General features: G+C 35.1%; 9 protein-coding genes. 5 read left to right on the top strand and 4 right to left on the bottom strand.

What is annotated here, in order from left to right; genetic code table 11:
* Positions 1 to 43: 43 nt before the first annotated feature.
* Positions 44 to 1,318, bottom strand: coding sequence for an NTP/NDP exchange transporter (locus CQA66_RS00900; RefSeq protein WP_104762608.1), 1,275 nt, complete (start codon positions 1,316 to 1,318; stop codon positions 44 to 46).
* Positions 1,319 to 1,481: 163 nt separating this feature from the next.
* The gene (gene pgp3, locus CQA66_RS00895; RefSeq protein WP_104762607.1) at positions 1,482 to 2,480 is read right to left on the bottom strand and encodes a peptidoglycan metallopeptidase Pgp3; all 999 of its coding nucleotides are present in this window, start codon (positions 2,478 to 2,480) and stop codon (positions 1,482 to 1,484) included.
* Positions 2,481 to 2,696: 216 nt separating this feature from the next.
* On the opposite strand from pgp3, the gene CQA66_RS00890 reads away from it, so the two are divergent.
* The 4 genes from CQA66_RS00890 to CQA66_RS00875 all read left to right on the top strand — a co-directional run bounded on the left by CQA66_RS00890 (position 2,697) and on the right by CQA66_RS00875 (position 9,181).
* Positions 2,697 to 4,052, top strand: a complete 1,356-nt coding sequence (locus CQA66_RS00890; RefSeq protein ID WP_104762606.1) for a DUF3373 family protein — start codon at positions 2,697 to 2,699, stop codon at positions 4,050 to 4,052.
* Between the two features lie 9 nt (positions 4,053 to 4,061).
* On the top strand, positions 4,062 to 4,295 hold the full coding sequence (locus CQA66_RS00885; RefSeq protein WP_104762605.1) for a hypothetical protein: 234 nt from the start codon (positions 4,062 to 4,064) through the stop codon (positions 4,293 to 4,295).
* A 96-nt stretch (positions 4,296 to 4,391) separates the two neighbouring features.
* On the top strand, positions 4,392 to 6,191 hold the full coding sequence (locus tag CQA66_RS00880; protein ID WP_104762604.1) for a methyl-accepting chemotaxis protein: 1,800 nt from the start codon (positions 4,392 to 4,394) through the stop codon (positions 6,189 to 6,191).
* 524 nt (positions 6,192 to 6,715) lie between these two features.
* Positions 6,716 to 9,181: a TonB-dependent receptor domain-containing protein gene (locus CQA66_RS00875; RefSeq protein WP_104762603.1), complete on the top strand. Its 2,466-nt coding sequence runs from the start codon at positions 6,716 to 6,718 to the stop codon at positions 9,179 to 9,181.
* A gap of 153 nt (positions 9,182 to 9,334) precedes the next feature.
* Here CQA66_RS00875 and rlmN read toward each other — a convergent pair whose 3' ends face one another.
* Together rlmN and CQA66_RS00865 are read right to left on the bottom strand one after the other, a co-directional pair.
* Complete coding sequence (rlmN, locus tag CQA66_RS00870; RefSeq protein WP_104762602.1) at positions 9,335 to 10,507, bottom strand: dual-specificity RNA methyltransferase RlmN; 1,173 nt, start codon at positions 10,505 to 10,507, stop codon at positions 9,335 to 9,337.
* A 46-nt stretch (positions 10,508 to 10,553) separates the two neighbouring features.
* Positions 10,554 to 11,645, bottom strand: coding sequence for an Mrp/NBP35 family ATP-binding protein (locus CQA66_RS00865; RefSeq protein ID WP_104762601.1), 1,092 nt, complete (start codon positions 11,643 to 11,645; stop codon positions 10,554 to 10,556).
* Between the two features lie 115 nt (positions 11,646 to 11,760).
* On the opposite strand from CQA66_RS00865, the gene CQA66_RS00860 reads away from it, so the two are divergent.
* A complete protein-coding gene (locus CQA66_RS00860) occupies positions 11,761 to 12,525 on the top strand; it encodes a uroporphyrinogen-III synthase (protein WP_104762600.1) in 765 nt (254 codons plus the stop codon).
* Positions 12,526 to 12,528: the final 3 nt, after the last annotated feature.

The raw sequence follows: 12,528 nt of genomic DNA, 5'->3' as shown, positions 1-12,528 counted from the left end.
CAATTAGCGCAAAATATAGTTATTTGTTATTATTGTTTTGTTTTTACTTAAACTGCTTGTGTTGATATTTTTCCCCAAGAATCCAACCACATATTCCCCATGAGCATGCGCATATAGCCCCGCTCAATAAAGCCACTTGAATACTTTGATTCGCTAGTAGCCCTTCAAGCTGTGCGCTTAGGGCATCGCCTGCTCTATAAACTACAGTGTCTAGGAAATTTTTAACTTTATATTTGGAATCCCCGTCTAATGGAACAAAGAGCATTTCACGAGCAGGCTTAATCAGCGCGTACTCTCCGACATTACGCAATGTAAGAATAATAACAAACGGCAAGAAAGCAGGGTGCGTAAAACACAATACAATGAAGCCTATTCCTAGTAAAAATGGAATAACACACAACAAGAATCGTATCCCTAAGCTTTTTGCAATACTTCCAGTCAAAAATAGCTGCCCAATCAGCGAGAGAGTTTGCACAATAAGCGTGATATTAGCGAATGCTGCTGTACGTTCTTCCTTTGTGCTAAAGTGTAATTCTACGAGGCGAGCTTGTTCAAGATAAAGAAATGTTGTTGTAGAAGAGAGTAAGATAATAAATAGCCCGAATAACAGCAAATATTTTGAAGATAAGAGAATCTTAAAACCTATAAAAGGATTTTTAGCATTGAGCGGTTCGTCAAATCGTGCAGAAAAAGTATCGCTATTACGTATTTGATAGAGCAATATATTTTTTATCAATGCAGCTATAAATAGAAGTAAGGCTGAACACAAGATTAGAGAATCTATTCCTGCTTTCTTAACAAGTAAGCTTACGATACTAGAGCCTATTATTCCGCCTAAGCTTACCCCAGCTGCGATGATTCCAAAGAGTCTATGGCTTTGTTCTTTATTAAAAATATCGCTCATAAGACTCCATGCCGTGCTCAAGACAAACATCACAAAAAGAGATGTCCAAACAAAAAATATGCGCGCTAACCATGTAAATTCATTGCTATCATGTGGGAAAAATGAAAAACAAGCATAGAAAATCAGGAGATTGCTGATAAAAAACCCAAAAACGGCATTGATGTAGTTTTTACGTTTGCACATTGAGCTAATCCACATGGCAATCACGGAACCCAACAATGTTACGATGAAAGTCGCACCAAAGAGCCATTTTAAATCTCTAGTCCCCCCAGCAATACCCATGCTATCGCGTAATGGACGAAGTAGCGAATAGGAAGTAAAGAGCAGAAACATAAAAAGAAAGGCGAAAAGCAGCAGCTTTAATTCGTCATCACGAATATGGAATATTCTATACAAAAAGTTTTTCAAAAACATGCGAATCCTTGTTTTATAATAAAATTAATACAGGTTAGTGTAGTAGCTTTTAGTCAAAGCAATGCTTGGAGAGGAGAGTTTGCAGTCAGGAAAGATTGTTGAGTTTAGAACATCGTAACTTTGCAATGTTCTAAATAATATGAATCTTATAGAGTCGCCAAATCTATTCAAACAAAGTATTGATTGTGTCAATAAAGTGTAGAGGATCGATTTGTATGCCATTGATAATAAAACCAAAATGAAGGTGAGGCGCGCTCACTCTGCCCGTGTTCCCGCTCAATGCAATCACTTGCCCCTTTTTAACTTGTTGCCCGACTTTTACTTTAATCTCACTGCAATGATAATATTGACTAAAGATTCCCTCACCGTGACTAATAACGACTGATTTACCAGCTAAAAATCTTTCTTTTGCAATCACGACTATTCCATCATTGCTTGCTTGGATTGGTGTGCCTTGTTTTGCGCGAAAATCTGTTCCACCATGATAACTTTTTACTTCATTATTAAATACTCGAGCAGAACCAAAAGGGCTAGTGATTTTACTTTGCATGGGATAGATAAAAGGGGTATTCCAATAACGTGTTGTCGTGTAAGTTTTATAAATAATGTTTGCCTCTGCAAGTTCTCTTTGTATACGTTCCTTAGCGGATTGATTAGGTGCTACCTTGCTAGAATCTGTAATAGTGATTCTCTCTTGTCTGTAATTACCGCGTTGTATTTTAAGTGTTTGCCCATTGTTGAGCGTAAAGCTGCCTTCTTTTTCATAGTAATGAATAGGAATAATAGCGATATATTTTGTTGAATCTTTGGGATGTTTTATCCATTGTAATGTTTTCTTCCCTATTTTTAGGGGTTGAGGATTTTTGTTGGTAGTTGTAACAATAGCGGTTTTGCCATTTTCGACAATGACAATAGATTGTTCCGTAGCCGCATGTTTAACGTTTGTTGGTTGAGAATCTTTGTGCGCTTGAGCTATTGTAAGTTGATTCTTATGATGTTTTGTTATAGATTCTGATTCTGTAATGCCATAAGGAGCAGATTCTTCTTTATGCTTTGAATCTCCTTGTGCATGCACTTGAGAATCCGGGAAAGAATAAGTTAGAATAGAGTCTGCGAGCGCGCATGAGCAAAGGAGTATTAATGCCAATAAAGCTTTATACATTAATTATAACCGTTCCATTTATTGCGTTGTAACATAGAATTTTGCTATGAGATTCTAGAATAGAGGAACTTAGAATCCACTTAATCATTGGCTGTCTTGATTTTGCATAAAAAGTTAGAATATAGTATTTTTCATTGATATTTATTAGCAATTTGTAATTTTTTGGGTAGAATTTCGGCTTTTATTTTAAATTATTGTGTGGATTAAGGAGAATATATGAATATCAAATTGTCATTTGTTTCTGCATTGGGTGCTCTATGGGGAGGAATGTTACTCTCCAATATCGTTGGAAATGCTAAAACTTTAGAAGAGCGCGTCATGCAGTTAGAAAAAGATATGCAGGAAGTTAATGAAAGAGTTGATGATAATGAAGTTGCCGCTTCTCTTTCTAAAGTACGTTTCTCTTTAGAATTTAATACGACAATGTCCAATTTTTTTATTAATAATCATGGTTTAGGTACAAATACTCAAGCAAACAAATGGATGATGGGATTGTATCTAAATATGCTTGCTAACATTAACCGCTATACGAAATTCACTGGCAGACTTTCCATGACGAAAGGATTTGGTGATATTGTTTTTGGTTCTAACTCTATTGGTCTTCCTGCGCTTGATGCTGGAAGGGCTGTAGGCGGTGGTCCTATACTTTATGTAGAAAGAGCTTATGTGGATATTTATGGTGGCAAATATTTTGCTTTCACGCTTGGTAGATTGCCAGGGACTGATGGACCGGGCTCTAACTTGCGTAACAATTCAGCGCGAATGTCTACCTATCCTGCATTGGTTGTCAATGCTCTAGGAGACGGTGTGGTAGCAACTTATAAACCTTATACAAATGCAGCATTGAGACTTGGCTATTCTAAGATTTATCAGCCATTATCAAGAGAAGAGGCAGGTAGTAATATCTTTTTTGGTTCAAGTAAAAGCAATACAGCAGATGCAGATTTAATATTCACTGCTTTTGAGACCACTTGGTTGCCCAAGAATGCCGGCGAGAATCTTTTTATGATTACTTTGATTGATTTATTGAACTATGCCGTGCCTTATGAGATTCCAGCTGGCACTCCTGATATTTCAGCAAATACTTCTAATTCAAAAACATTTGGAGACTTGGCTTATTTGAATCTTCACTTAGAGAGTACAAGAATGTTTGGTTCAGGATTTAGCTTTTTTGCTTCGGCTTCTCTATATAAGGGATTCAATAAGAAGAATCTTTTTTTTAATGATGGATTTGCTTTTGCTGCACATGTAGGTATGCGTTATGATATTACCGATTCATTGAAAATAGGTGCAGAATATTTTTATGGTTCAAAAAATTGGTATGCGTTCTCACGTGTAAGCATTAACGATCCGCTTAATTTCAGGGCGACAAAAGGACATGTTTTTGACTTTTATACTCTGTATCAAATTGATATTTATCAGTTTATCCGCTTTGCTTATACATTGCAAAAACACAATTATGTGCCGCTTTTAGCTGCTCCAGTCAATGTGATACAAACGGGCATTACTCCAGCGAATGCAAGGGCAAATCTCGTACAAAATGTCTCTCTTTCATATATTTTAAGATTCTAAGGAAAAACTATGAAAAAATTATTTGTACTCTTTATTTTTAACGTATTGTCAGCATTTGTATTAGCGGATTGCACATCTTTAATGAATAAGTACCAAGCTCCAGACCCTGCTTCTAAGACAATGATGCAAATTACTCGGTGGTTAAAGAAAGTTGAAGATTCTAATGATGCAAAAATATTAGAAAAATGTATGATAGCTAAGGCAGCGGATAACCCCAATAAATCCCAAGTTGCAGGAAAATGATTAAGTCGGAAGTAATCAATGTGAAAAGCGGGAATGATTAATTAATTATTGCTGTGCACAAGTCTCATATTCTCTCATCACATAAAGGAGTAATCAATGAGCAATATTTATAAAAATAATGGAGTTAGTAGGCATGGAATCTTAGGATATTTCACTGATTCTACTCTTTCAAAGAAACTTAACTTTAGTCTTAGTATTCTTTCTGGGCTTATTATTATTGTTGCGTTGTTGTTTTTTCTCTTTAAATATTCTTTTTGGAATTTTATTGCAATCGAAGAAGCTACTTTCCATAAGATACATAATAGCTTTACTGATTTAGAGAATCTAGCGGCAAATGCAAGCTCTCAAATTAACTTAATGCGCGAATACGTTAAAGAGACAAAAGCTTCCATGAATGATACCGAGTCGCTTATTGAACAATTTGAATTTATTGGGGCAATCAATGCGAGATTAATTCAACTCGTGCTGAATCCAGCAGATATGCAGAATCGCAATCTCATTTTACAAATGACAAGAAGTTGGAATGATAGCTTTATTAAAAACAATCCTGATTTGCATGAGTTTTATCCAAAGATAGCAGAAGTACTTACATCTGGTGATACACGCGTTATTTCTTTGAAGTTACAGGGCTATTTTCAGGATATTTATAATATCCTTATTGAACATATTTCTGATGCTTCTGATAAAACCAATAAGAATCTTGCTACTTCCGCTGAGAATCTTGAAAAGATTAGCGCAGCCATAGAGGCAAACTCTCATTCTCTTGCTAATGTACTCAAAGATTTGTCGGCTATACAGACTATTCGAGATACAGCAGTATGGCAGTCAAATGTTGTTATGGCTATTCTTATTGTTATTTTGATTACTACTGTGTTAGCAGTAAGTATTGTCTTTAAAGTATTAGCAAATTTCACTCGGGATTCTGAAAAAGTTGTTGATTATTTGCAAGATGTCTCTAAGGGCGGTGAAAAGCTGATTGTGGGAGGGACACTGCAGCTTAACCGCAGTAAAAATGATGAATTGTACATTATTAGCCTCTTTATCAATTCTTTTATTGATAAGATGAAACAAACTATTGAAATTGCCGGTGAAACAAGTAAAGAGATTGTGAATCTGCATTCTTCTATTGCCAATTTAAAAGATAATGTTTGGACTGTGAGCGGTAAAACACAAGAGAGTGTGAGCCAAAGTGGGGATATTGTACATGGTTTGGATAGAAACATAGAATCTTCACAGCAATCACAAAATAAAATTAATGCAAGTAAACAAATCTTGGATAGCACAAGCAGTAGTGTAAATAGATTGTTAGAGCAGCTACAAAAGAGTCTCTCTTCACAAGTACAGCTTAATGGACGATTAGACGAATTAGCAGGAAGTGTTTTGCAAATTCGCTCTGTATTATCGCTTATTTATGACGTATCTAAACAAACCAATCTCTTAGCATTAAATGCAGCCATAGAAGCAGCAAGAGCTGGAGAGCATGGTAGGGGTTTTGCAGTTGTGGCAGATGAAGTGCGAAAACTTGCTGAAGGAACGCAGAAGAATTTAGGTGATATTGAAACCACTATATCCCTTGTCAATGATAATTTAGACAATATTTCTCATGCAGTCAAAAATAGTGTAGATATTTTTAATGAATTATCAGAAGAAAGCGAGAGATCTAAGCAAAGTATTTTAGAGATTCAAGATTGCATGAATGAAGTTGTAACGGATATTGTTGCGCAGAGTTCTGGGAGCATATCTCTTGCAAACCAAACAAAACAGATAATTGGTAGTATGAATATGATTAATAATTTGTTAAGTGAATCTTCTAAAGTCATAGAGAATGTTTTACAGAGATCATTGCAATTAAAAGAGAATGATGAAGTATTAAGTAAAGTAATAAAAGGCTTTTAATTTTATAAAAGGAATTTTTCTCTATTTCTCTATTTCTATTCTACCTCCCATTTTCTTTCTTAGAATGCAGCATTTTATTATAGGATTGCTATGTTACACGCAAGGGAATGTAACAAATATTTATTGTATTAAGAGCTATTTTTATTTAATTCAACTAATTGATAATAGTCAGATTAATGAATAAATTATCTGTATTAGATACTAGATTGTTCCCGTATGATAGAGATATGACGCATTTATTGGTTGGATGGGAGATAAAAATATTTAAAAAGTATTGTGATTATTCTATGCGAAATTAACGTTATATCTTTGTTAAAAGCGATTCAATATTGAGAAGCGATAATTTGCAATTATTCTATGCTTAATTTCTTGATTTAATAACTATAAAAATGTTTTTTAGTTTTATGTACTATTTATTACATAATAACAAATAGTAAAGTATTGTAATAATAAATTTTAAGTTATTATTAATTAATAAATGAATATAATTACTATTTTATTATTTATATTACTTAGGAGGTTTTATGTTACAGTTATTTGTTAATCTAATCCATAAAGCTATATATCAATTAGCGCAAATAATGCGTTATTCTGATAAAAATGTCAAATATATTTTTATTGTTTTGTGTGCCTTGTTGTCTGTTTCTGCTCCTCTATTTGCAAATACACACAATCCCCCTAATTCGCCAGATTCTTATCAAGATTCAGAATCACTCTCCCAAAAGCTGCATAATCCTTCTAATACTACAAATAGCTACAAACTTGATTCTGTTGTTACGACAGCCGGTGGTTTTGCGCAAAGTCTTCTCTTAGCACCTGCAAGCATTAGTGTTGTAAAACCAGAGGAAATTCTTACTCGCCCAGTGCGAGATATTGCGGAGGCGATTTCTTTAGTTCCGGGTGTGGATATTGACAATGGCGTAGGAAAAACAGGCGGCTATGGAATCTCCATTCGTGGTATGGGGCAGGCTTATACGCTTATCCTTATTGATGGCAAAAGAGTCGATGGAAGTGCACAGGGCGCAATTTTCCCTAATGGATTTGGAGAATCACTTACAAGCTTTATGCCTCCTATTGCTGCTATCGAGCGGATTGAAGTGATACGTGGTCCTGCCTCTACTCTGTATGGGAGTGATGCTATTGGTGGAGTAGTAAATATTATTACTAAAAAGAACTTCAATAAATGGGGAGCTACCGTTACCTATGATTATACGTTGCAAGAATTAAAGCAATTCGGTAATTCACAATCAGCCTCTTTTTATGTCGCAGGTCCTCTTACACAATCTAAGAATTGGGGAATCATTCTAAGAGGTAGGCAATACACTAGGGATTATGTTCCTACGATTAATTTAGAGCTTTTTAGGACGGCTTCAGGCACAGCACAAAATGCAGTCCGAAACACAATTGTAGGATTGGCTTATGGGAAAATTTATAATATCGGTACTAGATTGCTTTGGAGCGATGGCAAAGATTCTAAAGAAGCTACGTGGGATAATTCCAAGCATAGTGCCTATATAGACTTGGATTTTGGACAACAAATTTATGATAATTCGCAAGGATTACTTGGTACTTATAATAAAAATGGTAGCATTCAGCCGCCAGAAGCACAATCAGGCTATACTGATGTTTATAATGTATATCGTGGGAATATAATCGCTAATCATGATGGAATCTTTTTGGAGAAAGAAGATGGTGTTTTACGAAAATTGAGTGTGAATAATTCTATTCAATATAATATTACAGCAAATCCCAATCGCTATATCACGAATGATTCTATTCCCGCAGCTAATCGAGTAACGGGAATTAATGGATTTAAGCCTGGGGATAGCAGAGAGATTACTAATCATGATTTTATTGCCGATCATAAAACAAATATCTTTTTTGGTTTTGGTGAAAGATTCGGAGCAAAAACTTCTTTTGGTGCAAGGTATTGGTTGAATATTTTTAAGGATAATATCATTCAAGCAAGTGGCGGGGAAGCACAACTTTACCAACATATTGGCGCGCTTTTTGGAGAATCTGAATTTGCATTATGGGATAGTCTTTTTATCACTGTAGGTGCGAGAGGCAATTTTAATTCTATTTTTGGTGCTAATATTTCGCCTCGTCTTTATTTGTCATATAATGCAATTGATGAGTGGCTTACTCTTAAAGGCGGTGTTTCAACAGGTTATAAAACGCCAGCTTTGAGCAATCTTGTAAGCGGAATTACCGGACTTACAAGACAAGGGCAAGTGCCTATTTATGGCAATCCTAATCTCAAACCAGAATCAAGTATTAATTATGAATTTTCAATACTTAGTGATAATGATTATATTAATACTTCCATTACAGGATTCTTCACAGATTTTAATGACAAGATAATAAGCACAGGTAATATTAGTAAAGGTCAGGTTATCCCAGAGATAAATATTGTATGCGCTGATAGTTTTATGTTTGGTTGTCAATCCAATATTAACGCGCAAAGAGCTATTAGTTATGGTGTCGAGGTTTATGGAGCATTAAAGCCCATAAATGTCGGATATGGAGACATTACTTTTAATGTTTCTTATACCCTCAATCAAACAAAAATTATAGAGGGGAGGACAGGTCGAGGTCAACAATTAACCGACGTGCCTTTGCATAATTTGAATGCAGCATTCTTTTATAACACGAAATATTTTGGTGTATTTTTGCGAGGAGAGTTTAAAGCTGGACATCATAGAGGCTTGTATAGAACAGCAAGTGGCACTGCGGACGTGGATAAACAAATCGCAACGTTAGGCGAATTTTTTAAGCCTTATTATTTAGTGCATTTGGGCTTTAATGCCAATATTATTAAAGGTTTGCGCGCAAACTTTGGAATCTACAATCTATTGAACTTTAATTTTATAGATTATGTTGCTGTTTCTGGGCTTGGCAATAATAATGCAACAACTACTTTTTATAATAATTACAATTATATAAGGGAAGGGAGACGATACTACCTCTCATTAAGTTATGAGTTTTAGAATTTTTTACTATAAGTATTCTTATTAGATTAAACATTATCGCATCTAAATTATCTAAGTGAAGATATAAATAACGTTTTTTGTCTTTAAGAATAGAGCATGAATAGCGCAATATTTTTAAGAGATAGCTCGAACGTGCTAAAGCTTTAGTTGTTATTTTATTGTTATCGCGGAATGTGAAGTTGCTTTATGAAGAGTTTTATTGATAAACGCTTCTTTGTTGAGGACTTTTTGCCTTAATTGTCCGCAAGCTGCACTTATATCTAAGCCTTTGGATTCTCTAATAGTTGCCACAATGCCTCTTGCATGGAGATAATCAGCAAAAAGCTGTAGCCGCTCTTTATCTGGACGTTCAAATTCACTTTCGTTATGTGGATTAAAAGCTATAAGATTCACTTTAGCACGGAATCCGTGCAAGAGCTTGACGAGTTTTTTTGCATGTTCAAGACTATCATTAACGTGGCGAAGCACTAGATATTCAAAGAGGATTCTCTTTCGTGTCTGGAGAGGGAATTTCCTTAATGATTCTAAAACCCGCGAAATATTGAATGTTTTATTGATAGGGATAAGTTTATTGCGTAATTCATCATCGACAGCATGTAATGAGAGTGCGATTTGTACACCTAAGTTCATTTCGCCTAGTTTGGTGATTTGTGGCGCAATGCCGCTTGTTGAAATCGTTTGCCTTCTTGTTGCGATGTTGAGCCCATCTTTGTGGCTAATAATTTTGATTGCTTTTGCTACATTGTTTAAGTTATCTAACGGCTCTCCCATGCCCATAAAGACAATATTTACGCTTTTATTAGAATCTAAATGATTATCGCGTTTTAAAAATACGACTTGTTCGACAATTTCTCCTGTACTTAAATTGCGCACAAAACCACCTTTGGCAGTGGAACAAAAGGCACAACCAATTTTGCATCCTATTTGACTAGAAAGGCAAAAAGTGTATTTTTCACTTTTTATGATTTTCCCATTTGCATCGAGAGTTTTCCCTTTCATGATAATAAAAACAGATTCAAAGAGAAAATTATCATTGGTTTGGAAGAGGTATTTTTTTGTGCCGTCCTTGCTCGTTTCAATACATTGAGCGTGCAAATGAGAGATCGCAAAGAGAGAATCTAATTTTTCTCTTTGTGTTTTAGCAATATTGCTCATAGAGAAAAAATCGCATACATATTTACTATAAAGCCAACTATATATTTGTTTCACACGAAATGATTGCTGTTTATGAGAATCTTGAAATGCTTCTGTATGCAGCAATTCTTCTGGAAGGAATGAATAGATGTTGTGTTTTGTGGATTCTGTATGGACGTTATTTTTCATCAAACTAGGTCTGCTTTCTTGCGAATCGTTATGATTTATTGGGTGTTTAATGTATGGGCTGGATATTTTTATTGTCTGCTTTTGTTATTTCTAAAAAATCAATGAGTCTTGCCGCGCATTGCATATAGGCTTGACTAGCAAGGCTATCTGGTGCATAGAAGCTAATAGGCTTGCCTGTATCGCTAGATTCTACAATTTGAGGTTCAAGAGGGATTTTAGCCACTACATCTGTACCAAATTGGCTTGCAAGATTGTCTGCATTCCCGTTACCAAAAATATTATACGTTTTATTGCAATCTGGACAAATGAATCCACTCATGTTTTCAATGATTCCAAAGATTGGGATTTGACATTTTGTAAACATATCAAGAGCGCGAATCCCATCATCTATCGCTACCATTTGTGGCGTTGTTACATTAATTCCAGCTCCCACAGGCACACTTTGCGCTATTGTAAGTTGCGCATCACCAGTTCCTGGCGGCATATCAATTATCATAATATCAAGAGTTCCCCAATCTACATCTTGAAGAAGTTGCGTGATTGCTCTCATGACAAGCGGACCACGCCAAATTAAGCTTTCCCCCTTTTCATAGAGTACGCCCATACTTATCATTTTGATTCCGAATTTTTCTAATGGGATAAGTTTTTTGCCGTTACTGCTTACTTCTGGTCGACTCTCGTCTAACCCTAGCATACGAGGGATATTTGGACCATAGATGTCAGCATCAAGCAAACCTACATTCCTTCCGCTTTTAGCCAAAGAAATAGCGAGATTTACGCTTGAAGTGGATTTCCCTACCCCACCTTTACCGCTACTTACCATGACAAAATGTTTAATATTAGGGGCAATATTTTTTGTTTCTTGTGTTTGTTTTGCTGTCTTTTTTTGCGTGTTAGGGGTATAGGTTTCTATATCGAGGTTTGCAAATCCTAATGATTTTGTTTCTTCTAATACTCTTTTTTTTACTTCAGCGATAACTTCTTCATTCCCAGATGGAATCATAATCTTTATATAACATACGTTGTTATTGATTTGAATCTCACTTACAAAGCCAAAATGCACAATGTCTTTTTCAAAATTGGGATAAATAACTTTTCTTAATGCCTCTAAGACTTGTTCTTTCGTAGCAGTCTGCATTATTTTTCCTTTACACATGATAGATAATTTAGAAATGTTTTCTAATTTTACCGTAAATTTGGAACTCATTATGCTTTTGATATGCTATAAAAGTTTATTGTGAGGTTTATACTCTATGATTTACATTCTCAAATCTGATAAAGACCCTATTACTAATCAAGATGATTTATTGCATAATGTGCGTTTACTTTCGTTGTTGCAGATTCAATTTCATGATTTTACTTTGGATTTGAATGATATTGAACAAGTAGATTATCTTCTTTTTACTTCTAAAAATGCCCTTAAAGCTGTCATCAATCATAGGTGTTTTGATTTATTGAAAGCAAAACAAGCTTTATTTCTTGGAGAGAAAAGCAAGAATATCTGGCTGCAAAAAGGCGGTAAATATGCTATATCTCCTAAGGATTTGCAAACAATAGAATATGCGAGTGGAGAGCAGTTTGCGAGGCTTATTGCGCCGCTTGTAGCAGACAAGCATGTACTTTATTTATGTGGCAAAGATAAGGCAACTGATTTTAAAAGTCTCCTTCATCATTCCTTTGTAAAAGAGATTATTGTTTATTCGAGCTTAGAATCCGCCCATTCTCATTCGCCTTTTGTGTGTTCTAATGATTCTGTATTTTCCTATAAAAATCCTTTTGAAGACGAGAGTATTTTTATATTTGGTTCTCCTAAACATTATAGGATTTTTTGTAAGTATTATGGTTGGAATCCCTCATGGCTTGCTATTTCGTTGGGCGATACAACTTTCCAATCTTTTGGCGAAAATGTACGTAAGCTAAATGCGAAGGGTAACTTTCAAAAAGCGTTAAAAGTAGCGCAAGCTCTTTGTGATACTACGCCTTTACAGCATAATATTCCTGTTGATCATGTGTCGTGATTT

Source organism: Helicobacter aurati, assembly GCF_003364265.1.
GTDB lineage: Bacteria > Campylobacterota > Campylobacteria > Campylobacterales > Helicobacteraceae > Helicobacter_A > Helicobacter_A aurati.
This window is presented reverse-complemented; position numbering and strand designations above follow the sequence as displayed.

Excerpts from the sequence above, each read along its gene's own strand:
- CQA66_RS00880 (WP_104762604.1), top strand. The coding sequence starts at position 4,392 with ATGAGCAATATTTATAAAAATAATGGAGTTAGTAGGCATGGAATCTTA.
- CQA66_RS00860 (WP_104762600.1), top strand. The coding sequence starts at position 11,761 with ATGATTTACATTCTCAAATCTGATAAAGACCCTATTACTAATCAAGAT.
- CQA66_RS00875 (WP_104762603.1), top strand. The coding sequence starts at position 6,716 with ATGTTACAGTTATTTGTTAATCTAATCCATAAAGCTATATATCAATTA.
- CQA66_RS00885 (WP_104762605.1), top strand. The coding sequence starts at position 4,062 with ATGAAAAAATTATTTGTACTCTTTATTTTTAACGTATTGTCAGCATTT.
- CQA66_RS00890 (WP_104762606.1), top strand. The coding sequence starts at position 2,697 with ATGAATATCAAATTGTCATTTGTTTCTGCATTGGGTGCTCTATGGGGA.
- CQA66_RS00900 (WP_104762608.1), bottom strand. The coding sequence starts at position 1,318 with ATGTTTTTGAAAAACTTTTTGTATAGAATATTCCATATTCGTGATGAC.
- pgp3 (WP_104762607.1), bottom strand. The coding sequence starts at position 2,480 with ATGTATAAAGCTTTATTGGCATTAATACTCCTTTGCTCATGCGCGCTC.
- CQA66_RS00865 (WP_104762601.1), bottom strand. The coding sequence starts at position 11,645 with ATGCAGACTGCTACGAAAGAACAAGTCTTAGAGGCATTAAGAAAAGTT.
- rlmN (WP_104762602.1), bottom strand. The coding sequence starts at position 10,507 with ATGAAAAATAACGTCCATACAGAATCCACAAAACACAACATCTATTCA.